The organism is Actinomadura kijaniata NBRC 14229, assembly GCF_001552175.1.
GTDB lineage: Bacteria > Actinomycetota > Actinomycetes > Streptosporangiales > Streptosporangiaceae > Spirillospora > Spirillospora kijaniata.
In genome coordinates this window covers 1-5,486 of record NZ_BCQR01000307.1, presented here as the reverse complement: position 1 = coordinate 5,486, position 5,486 = coordinate 1, and the positions used below count along the sequence as shown (strand labels likewise).

General features: G+C 68.6%; 8 protein-coding genes. 1 reads left to right on the top strand and 7 read right to left on the bottom strand.

Features of this window, described 5'->3' with window-relative positions:
- Positions 1–207 (bottom strand): hypothetical protein (locus AKI01S_RS48160; protein WP_157420744.1); only part of this gene is annotated, 207 nt, incomplete at its 3' end.
- Between the two features lie 111 nt (positions 208–318).
- Here AKI01S_RS48160 and AKI01S_RS48155 point away from each other — a divergent pair.
- On the top strand, positions 319–1,071 hold the full coding sequence (locus AKI01S_RS48155) for a GntR family transcriptional regulator (protein ID WP_157420742.1): 753 nt from the start codon (positions 319–321) through the stop codon (positions 1,069–1,071).
- A gap of 229 nt (positions 1,072–1,300) precedes the next feature.
- Here the strand turns inward: AKI01S_RS48155 and AKI01S_RS48150 are convergent, their stop codons facing one another.
- The 6 genes from AKI01S_RS48150 to AKI01S_RS48135 all read right to left on the bottom strand — a co-directional run bounded on the left by AKI01S_RS48150 (position 1,301) and on the right by AKI01S_RS48135 (position 5,349).
- Positions 1,301–1,633: a hypothetical protein gene (locus AKI01S_RS48150; protein WP_067833754.1), complete on the bottom strand. Its 333-nt coding sequence runs from the start codon at positions 1,631–1,633 to the stop codon at positions 1,301–1,303.
- Positions 1,630–2,598: a protein rep gene (locus AKI01S_RS48145; protein WP_439951718.1), complete on the bottom strand. Its 969-nt coding sequence runs from the start codon at positions 2,596–2,598 to the stop codon at positions 1,630–1,632. The genes AKI01S_RS48150 and AKI01S_RS48145 overlap by 4 nt, the downstream gene beginning before the upstream one ends.
- Positions 2,599–3,052: 454 nt before the next feature.
- A complete protein-coding gene (locus AKI01S_RS51500) occupies positions 3,053–3,202 on the bottom strand; it encodes a hypothetical protein (protein ID WP_157420739.1) in 150 nt (49 codons plus the stop codon).
- Positions 3,203–3,488: 286 nt separating this feature from the next.
- A complete protein-coding gene (locus AKI01S_RS48140; protein WP_067833748.1) occupies positions 3,489–4,976 on the bottom strand; it encodes a hypothetical protein in 1,488 nt (495 codons plus the stop codon).
- Positions 4,973–5,140 (bottom strand): hypothetical protein, encoded by a 168-nt coding sequence (locus AKI01S_RS51495; protein WP_157420737.1) that lies wholly within the window; start codon positions 5,138–5,140, stop codon positions 4,973–4,975. Before AKI01S_RS51495 ends, AKI01S_RS48140 begins: the two co-directional genes overlap by 4 nt.
- On the bottom strand, positions 5,137–5,349 hold the full coding sequence (locus AKI01S_RS48135; RefSeq protein WP_067833745.1) for a hypothetical protein: 213 nt from the start codon (positions 5,347–5,349) through the stop codon (positions 5,137–5,139). The genes AKI01S_RS51495 and AKI01S_RS48135 overlap by 4 nt, the downstream gene beginning before the upstream one ends.
- Positions 5,350–5,486: the final 137 nt, after the last annotated feature.

Here is a 5,486-nt window from a genome sequence, read left to right as displayed (position 1 = left end):
GTGGCTCGTCACCGTGACCTTGAGCAGGTCGGCCGAACCGGTCTCGCGGTCCGCGACGGTCACCTGGACCGCCCACTTCGGGACGCCGTCCTTGCTGACGTCCTGCTCCTCGGTCCGCTTCCCGTTCGCGAACTTGGTCTTGGGCTGCGCCGACATCAGCACCGCCAGCGCGAAGGACGCGGTCTGGTCGATCTTCATCGTGGCCATGTGCCACCGCCTTCCAGGAGGTATACCGTGTTCGCATGTTCATATACGAACCTGCTGTTCGTATGTAAGCATGTTCGTATATGAACTGCAACCCTCAGGAAGGAAGAGGCTGTGTCGAGACGCTGGATGCCCGCGTACATCGAGATCGCGGAGGACATCAGGCACCGGATCACCAGCGGTGAGCTCGCCGGAGGTGACCGGCTGCCGACCGAGCGGGAGCTCTGCGAACGCTGGGACGTCTCACCGATCACGGTGAGGAAGGCCCTGGAATCCCTGCGCGCAGACGGCCTGATCTATGGCGTGCGCGGGAAGGGAACCTTCGTCCGCAAGCCGCAGCAGCTCGTCAGGTCCGCGCCCAAGCGGTACTGGCGGCCGCACACGAAGGCAACGTTCCTCAACGAGGCCAAGGAGGCCGGGCGCGCCGTGACCGTCCAGGCCGACGTACACCGCACCTACGCCCCCGGCGAGGTGGCCGATCGTCTCGGCATCGAACGCGGCACCGACGTGCAGCGGATCACCTACCTCATCCGCATGGACGAGCAGCCGGTCAGCTCCTCCGTGTGCTGGGAGCCGCTCGCCCTCACCGGCGGCACCGAGATCGAGGATCCGACCCGGGGACCGCTCGCGAACACGGGCATCGTCCCGCGCTTCGACTCGATCGGCGTTCACGTTGACGCCGTTCGCGAGGCGCTGCACGTCCGAATGCCTACGGCCGACGAAGCCGACACGCTCGACATCCCGCCGGGAGTCCCCGTGATCGCGATCGATCAGGCGTTCCGAGCCGGTGACATCGTGGTGCAGGTGGCCGACATCGTGTTCGCGGCCGACCGCTACCGCCTGGAGTACGACATGGAGATCAAGTGACCGAACGACCCGCCACGTGCCCAACCTGCGGAGCCGCGCCGGTCGAGATCATCGAGGACGTTGATCCGACCTTCGGTGAGCTGATCAGGTGGTTCCGGTGCGAACTCGGGCACATCTGGCCGGTACCGCTCGGGACCTGACCAGGCACCGGAAGACCCCCCGTCGATCATCCGGCGGGGGGTCTTCCAGGTCACTTACCTTACGTTGTAAAGCTCCCGTCGGAGACGGATCATGCCTGCTGATCATCCTGTCCGGCGCTTTCGCGATCAAGCTTCTCGGCTCGCAGGGCTCGCTTCACGTCGACCACGGCCCGGAGCAGCCGCGTTCCCGGCGTGTCGTAGTGCGCGAGAAGCGTTGCCGAGATGTAGGTGAACGCGTTGGCGTAGCGCTCTACGGCCTGCCGGATCTCCGCTGGTGTGCCATGGTCGACCGCCACACGGAGCCGCTCACGAGCCGGACCGTAGTCGTTGCTCAGGTCCCTGGACAGCTCACCCGGTTCGAGTTCGTCGGCCGCCCGAAGGCAGGCCCAGGCCATCAGCGCCCACTCGTCGTTGGTCGTCACCGCTCTTCCCTTCGGATCATCACCGGCGGCGGACTGACCGCGCCGATGTGGTGCCGCGCCAGCAGCTCGTTCATCGCCTCCAGGCCGCCGCGTTCGGCCGCGTCCAGGAGCGCAGCGGGCAGGCCCGGCCGCCGGACGATGGCGCGCCAGGTCTCGCCCTCGATGTGCGCGATGTCCTCACCGCCGACCTCCTCTGCGGCCAGGTCCTCGTCGGTCTTCTCCTCCGGATCCTCCGGCAGCAGCAGCGCACGCAGGCCCTTGGACCAGGTAATGCATTGCCGTCCCTTCGTGGCCGTCTCGTACTCGTGCCATAGGCGTAGGTCGTCAGCGTCGCCGGTCCACCGGAAGTCGTCCAGGATCTCGATCGGCGTCCGACCTTTCCCGCGGCCGGATTTCATGTCCGCCCGGGTCATCTCGTTCCCGACGCTCCGGCCGTCCTGCAACTTGGCGATGTAGGCACCAGCTTCGGCGGCCGACCGGCAGCGCTGGACGTCCACGCCGTGATCCTCGTGCGGCACGCGGTACCCAGCGCGCGTGATGAAGTCGGCCCAGCGCTCCCGCAGGTGAAGGATCAGCCGAGCGAGGCCGAACGCGTCGAGCCGCCCGTCAACGTAGATCAGGACATGCAGGTGAGGGTGCCAGCCGTTCGCGCCGTGCGTGATCTCCAGACTCCGAATCTGGCCGACGATGCCGAGCGCCTTCTTGAGCGCCACCCAGGCCCGGCCGGACACGACGTGCCGGAAGCCGTCCGCGATCGTCGACAGCAACGGCTTGAGCCGCATCCCGAGATCGTGCGGCGCGGTGAAGGTCGCCATCCAGACCTCACGGCCCTGACGATCCCAGTCGGCGGTTGCGGTCGAGATGTCTTCGGCCCGCCGGTTCCGGATCTTCGCGGCGCAGGGGGGGCAGGCCCAGATGCTGCCGCAGGTGGTGAGCCCCTTATAGTGCGCGATGTCCGCGTTCATGGTCACGCGGACGTCCCCTTCGGCGCAGGCTGTCCGCCCGCACTTCCGGACGCGCTCCAGACGGCTTTCGTGCCACAGGACTTCGCGCTGCGCGTACCGGACGTGTCGCCGCTCCTGACGCTGGTCAGCGTCTTCCGGGAGGCAGGCGGAAACATGTTTCGCGTAGTGCCAAGGGCCGCCTGCGGCGGCGCGCCCCGCGACGTCCCCGGCGGCCTCCGGCCGAGCGGCCCGGCCGCCGGCGCCCGCTTCGCTCGCCGCGCGGCGCGCTGCATCACGGGCACGGTCTCCTGGAGCCTGCCGACGCGCGGAAGCCGGACGCGCTCGACGTCCGGCAGCGGCATCGCTTATCGTGGCCATCAGCGTTGACTCGTCTTCCAGCAGAGGGCGATCACCACGGCCCCGGGGATCTTGGCGGATACCGGGGCCGTACGCGTTTCTCGGGCACTCTCGCGGGTCATGCGGCCCGCCGGTAGGAGGCGCGCCGCGAACGCCGCTCTTCGACCGCCTCAGGGGCGAACAGGGCGCGGGCCTCACGGTTGTACAGCCAGATCAGCCCGGCCACGAAGTGGACGACGGCGAAGGCCGCCAAGACTGCGAAGGTCATCACGGGGATCGGTCCTCTCTCTTGCCTCCGGCGGGGCCTCTCGGGGCTCTGAGATGGAGGGGGCACCGCACGGAGCTACTGCTGGTCACGGGGCTGAGGTGGGGAGGTCTCCATCTCGTCACCCGTCGATCCAGCGGAGCGAAGCAGACCAGGCCCCACCGGCATCGGTCGTTCGTCCAGTGGGGCGCTCCACCGATGCCGGTGGGGCCTGGCCCGCTACCCCGGAGGGTGGATCGACGGGCGACGAGATGGAGACCTCGGGGCAGGTGCGCGGCTGAGGCCGCAGCTACACCGGGGCCATCTCGCGGCGGACCGTCATCGCGGCCAGCAGCTCGTCAGGGTCGGCCCGCAGATGGGCTACCTGCTCGGCGAACAGCTCGGAGTCGGCCTCGTCGACGTAGGGCACGCGGAGACGCACGAAGGGGCTGACGCCGTCGGGCAGGGCCGCCGTACAGGCCCCGACGTAGGTGGGCCGCTCACGCAACGTGGTCGGGCACATCGCGGGCCACTCGCGGATGCCCTCACCCAGGCCAGCCACCGCAGCGTCGCGCGTCTTGACCGCGAAGGAGGCACCGACCACGCAGTTATCGCGGATGGCGGTCGGGATCGCGTCGCCGGTCTGCTTCTGCGTCATGAAGATCGACAGCATCATCACGGACCCGGCCTTGCGCGGCAGGTCGGCCGCCAGGCTCTTGATCCGCTGGATGCGCTTCTTCTCCTCCTGGCTCGTGGCCCGCGCCTCGTCGAAGAAGCTGTGGCACTCGTCCACCACCACGATGATCAGCGGCCAGCCGCGCGACGGACCGACGTGCCAGCCGTTCTTCACTCCCAGGCAGGGCCGGATCACGCGGCCGCGTTCGATCATGTGATCGTTGAGCTTGGCGAAGATCTCCTCGGCGCGCTTCAGATCGTCGCCGGACGCCATCCAGGCCCGATCGACCCACTCGGCGTAGTCCGCGCCGACCTGGTCGCCGGAGCCCTTGCCGTCCAGGAAGACGAACTGGACCTCCGGGAAGCCGCCCCACTGCTTGAGCAGCGAGCGCACCAGGCCCGTCTTCCCGTAGCGAGGCAGGCCACCGATCGTCATGCCGGTGATCCCCACCAGGTCCAGCCAGCGATCAACGCCCCACTCGTCCCGGCCAAGGTAGGGCCGCCAGGGGTTCGGCTCGGCGTACACGGCCGCCGGGAGGTCCGCCGCCGTCAGCGGCACCGCGATCGGGTCGTTCTTGATCGCTCGGATGCGCACGAAGCCCGGCTTCTTGTCCGCGTGCACCTGGACCTTCGGCACCTGCCACACATCGGCCAAGTGGGAGGCGTGCCGCTCGACTTCCTCACGGCCGATACCGTCCACGGTCCGCATCCGAACCACAACGCCGTACGGGTCGGCCCAGGTCCGGATGCGCGGGTACTTGGCCTTGCGCTTCTGCTTGCCGATCATGTCGTCGAACGCGCCGATGCCCATCGACTGGAGGACCGACGCCACCAGGGCCACCGGCACCACCGCGCCCAGGAAGCCTTCGACCATCTGCGAGCCGACCGACTTGTGCCCGGTGATCCGCATCGACTGCCGCCGGATGTAGACCAGGCCCAGCGCGAGCGCGTGCTTGCGCCAGCGAGCCCACACCCGGAACCGCAGCCAGTAGTTCTTCTTCGCGGCCCGGGGCGCGCGGATGAACCTCACCGTGCCGATCACGAAGCGCACCACGAAGTAGGCCACCAGCAGCGCCCACACGGTGATCGCGATGTCGTGCGCGGTGTGCAGGTGCTCCTTCATACGATCACCCGCATCTCGGTACCGCAGCGAGCACAGGCCCACAGCTCTTCGTCGTCGGTCACGGTGATCTGCGTCGTGTCGTCGCAGCCGCAGCGCGAGCAGCCCGGCCGGGTGTCGAGCAGGTCATCGAAGGTCATCTGGCCGTCGGAGATCTTCGCAGTCATCGCTCTACGTCCTCCCACGGCGAGAACGCCTCGTCGGAGTCACGGCCGGTCGGTCGCGGCCGCTTGAAGATGTACGGGCCGTCCTCGTGAACCACGACGGCCAGCTCCCAGCCCTCGCGGCCGAAGTCGCCCAGCCACTTGGTCAGGCCGGTCTTGGTGTGCGCGTCGGTCGGGCTCGGCCAGCCCGCTTCGTACTCCCAGGCCCACATCACTCGGCGCTCCGTCGGCCGTTGCCGGTCAGCGGCAGGACGCCCGAGGCGGTGAAGAACGGGTTCCCGTTCATGATCCCGATGCCCAGGTTCTCGAACTGGACCGGCGAGCCGATCGGGACCTCGGTCGGCGCGGT

Excerpts from the sequence above, each read along its gene's own strand:
- AKI01S_RS48145 (WP_439951718.1), bottom strand. The coding sequence starts at position 2,598 with ATGAACGCGGACATCGCGCACTATAAGGGGCTCACCACCTGCGGCAGC.
- AKI01S_RS51500 (WP_157420739.1), bottom strand. The coding sequence starts at position 3,202 with ATGACCTTCGCAGTCTTGGCGGCCTTCGCCGTCGTCCACTTCGTGGCC.
- AKI01S_RS48140 (WP_067833748.1), bottom strand. The coding sequence starts at position 4,976 with ATGAAGGAGCACCTGCACACCGCGCACGACATCGCGATCACCGTGTGG.
- AKI01S_RS51495 (WP_157420737.1), bottom strand. The coding sequence starts at position 5,140 with ATGACTGCGAAGATCTCCGACGGCCAGATGACCTTCGATGACCTGCTC.
- AKI01S_RS48135 (WP_067833745.1), bottom strand. The coding sequence starts at position 5,349 with ATGTGGGCCTGGGAGTACGAAGCGGGCTGGCCGAGCCCGACCGACGCG.